Below are 3,046 nucleotides of genomic sequence, written 5' to 3' on the forward strand. Positions count from 1 at the left end.
CCGACACCAGGCCCGGGCCCGCCGCTGTCACTACACACGGCGCGGTCACTCCTTCGCGGGACAGGCCGGGCGAACCCGCCCCACACCCGGCACCACCCCGCTAAAATCCCCACACTCAAGCCGTTGACCAGGACATACACCGAAGTCCGGCTGGAGTACTAAGACGTCGTGTCGCAGGGTGTACGTATTCCACCGCTGGTGACTTGGCTTCAGGCAGTGTGGCTTTCGCCATATCACGCGGGCTTTGCGCGGCAGCGCCTTTGACGCCTTCTCAACGCTCCACGCTTTCCCGCCATGCTGTTGTCCCCTCGCGCTTTCGCGTCCAGGTCAGGCGGGCAGCCCCAAGGTCATCTCCTTCCGAACCTCGGCCCCCTGCGGGGGCGATCCAGCGCCGAGTGAAACGGCGCACCCTCTCAACGCAACGGGCTCTCCACGGTCTCTGTCGTCAGACGGAGTTCGCAGGGTGAGCCGTTCCGGGTTCGGTAGAGACTCGGTTCCGTGAAAGGATTGAGTCATGGCACGCCCCTCCCCCTATCGCACGGCTTGCCCGTTCGGACACGATCAACCGCATCGTCCGCGCCGTGGTGGCCACGCACGATGATCTGGCTGCGTACGCCGACGTGCTGAGCGCCGACTTCGTGGCCGCCACCCCGCCGCCCGGGCAGCGCCGCAAGGAGGTCAGCGAGAACGCACCGTAGAAGGGGCAGCGAGCCAGCGCCCCAACCCAACACCCTGAGTTCGCGCGTCACTGGTGTCAAGCGATCTCCGGGCGCCGACGTTGACCTTCCGGTGTGAACGTGAATCGATCGGCGAACGGGCCATCACCACAGCGGACCGCGAGAAGCAACGACGCCTCCCGATCCGGGGGCCATGACGAGTCGGACCCTGGCACGGTGCCGTTCCACAGGCGAAAGGAGATCATCGGCTCTGCAGTGTCCTGGGTGACATAGCCGAGGGTTTTTCCGTAGAGCGGATTGATTCCGCCGAACAGCACCGACGGAGGACCGAAGGCAGCAATTACATCCGCCCACACCCGGTCGTGCTGAGCCCACGGACTGATGACGCTCCGCATTGACGCGTATGTCTCGGCATCCGGCACTCGGTCGGACTTGAGCCACCCCTGATCTCGAATGTCCGTCAAAGCGGATCAAGCTCACAGAGGTAGAGCTGCGAGCTGTGCGGACCTAACCTCGAAGTTCTCGTGACGGTCCGCCGACGGAGTCGGTGGACCGTTTTCGTGCCGTGGGCTGAGAGTGCGCAGGTCGAGGGCCCGCGTGTCGTCTCGGGGAGGCGCCGGGTTCCACTGCTCCGGTGTCGGGCTGCTGTCGTAGGGACGGGAAAGTTGCTGGTCAGCCGAGGTTTGGCAGGAGTGCGAGCTGGTCGAGTGTGGCGGTGATGTGGCCGGTCCAGGGCCAGTGCCGGGTCAGGCGGAGAATCCGGCGGCGGCCGGTGGTGACGAGTTGTCCGGCCGCGGTGAACAGACGGATCCGCAGGCGGCGGGGTTCCCAGAGGCGGGCCTTGCCGGTCAGGGCGAGCATCGGCATCCAGGCCAGCAGGTCGAGGGCGATCTGCACGATCTCCAGCCAGATCCGGTTCTGGTCGGTGCGGTGCAGGGGAAGGGTGCGCAGGTCGGTGGCCCGGGCGTTTCGGATGCGGTCCTCGGCCCGGGCCCGCAGTCGGTGACGAAGTTCGAGTTCGGCGATCGGCCGGCCCGAGGTGTTGGTGGCGAACCACGTCAGCCGCATGCCGTCCGCGTCGGTGAGCCGCAACTGGGCCCCGGGGCGCGGCCGTTCCTTCCTGACGATCAGCCGCATGCCCTTGGGCCAACCCTCCAGGAGGTCGCCGGTGAGTTCGGCGACCCAGGCACCGTCGCGGATCTCTCCGTCCGCCTCGACGGCCGGGGTCCAAGCCGTGGCCGGGACGTTCAAGACGTGTTGGTGGATCACTTCGGTGATCACCATGCCGACTGAGTAGGACAGCCACCGTCCTCGCCGGGCGAGCCAGGACACGAAGTCGTGGGTGCCGCCCGCGGAGTCGGTACGGATCAGCGTTTGCCGTCCCCGGCGGTGCTTCTTCGGCAGTTGGGTCAAGGCCAGCTGAGCGGTGGTGATGTGGTCGGCGGCCGTATTCGAGCCAGCGTTCCTCGGTCTGAGGAGAGCGGCGACCGGCTCACCCGTCCCGCCGGATCCGTGGTCGACGAAGGCCATCAGGGGGTGATGGCCATAGGTCTTCTTCCAGGTCGCGGCCGCGTCCTCCTTGTCGGAGTGCGCGATCACGAGGACGCCGTCGAGATCGACTGTGACCTGCCCATCGGCATCCGGCGCGTTCCGGTCCGCCAACCACCAGGTGCGAGAACGGGCTTCGGACCGTACGGACCGGATGGCCCGCAGGGCCTTCTCGCCGGAGGCGGCGAGACTGTTGATCAGTCGGGATACGGTCGGGTCGGAGGCGACTGCGCCGAACACGGCCGACTCGCACCGCAGCATCGCGACGTCCGCAAGACAGTCCCCGCCCAGTGCGACTGCCAGGGCCACGTCCAGGAGGGCCTTGCCGGGATCGTGGACGGCCCGCGGTTTGCGCCACGGAGCGAGAGCCTGGGTATGGCCTGGTCAAGGCCGGTCTTGCGGACCGTTTCGACGAGCAGGACCACCCCGGCCTGGGAGACGACCTGTCGGCCGTCGCCCTGAACTCGGACGCGGGGATAGGGCCCGATACGCTTCTTCACCGGAAGAGTGCTTCCTTCATCGTGCCAACAAGGCTCTCAACATGCTCTACCGGTGCGGGCCAGGAGTATTTCCCGCCCACTGCGAGCGGCCACCCACACCTCGGGGGACTTCGACATGGTGCACGCTCTAGCACTTGGGGCCATCGTGGCACTCTTTGGGCTTTTCTTCTTCGTGTACGTAGCCCTCCGGGCACTGTTGGGTATTTTCGTCGAAAAGGTATGACTTAGACCGTGTCCTATGTGGTGAGTCGGAGGAGTCGCTTGTAGCAGCAGAGGGCTGCGGCGAGGCCGAGAAAGGCCAGGTAGTTGCGGGGGTGGCGT

At 66.4% G+C, this 3,046-nt stretch carries 1 protein-coding gene and 1 pseudogene; both read right to left on the minus strand.

Annotated elements, in window-relative coordinates; genetic code table 11:
* Positions 1-754: 754 nt before the first annotated feature.
* Complete coding sequence (locus AB0F29_RS41480) at positions 755-1,072, minus strand: hypothetical protein (protein WP_361884184.1); 318 nt, start codon at positions 1,070-1,072, stop codon at positions 755-757.
* Between the two features lie 277 nt (positions 1,073-1,349).
* A pseudogene (locus AB0F29_RS41485) lies at positions 1,350-2,725 on the minus strand (IS1380 family transposase).
* Positions 2,726-3,046 lie beyond the last annotated feature (321 nt).

Origin of the sequence: Streptomyces sp. NPDC026589 (assembly GCF_040638385.1) — a bacterium.
Taxonomy (GTDB): Bacteria; Actinomycetota; Actinomycetes; order Streptomycetales; family Streptomycetaceae; genus Streptomyces.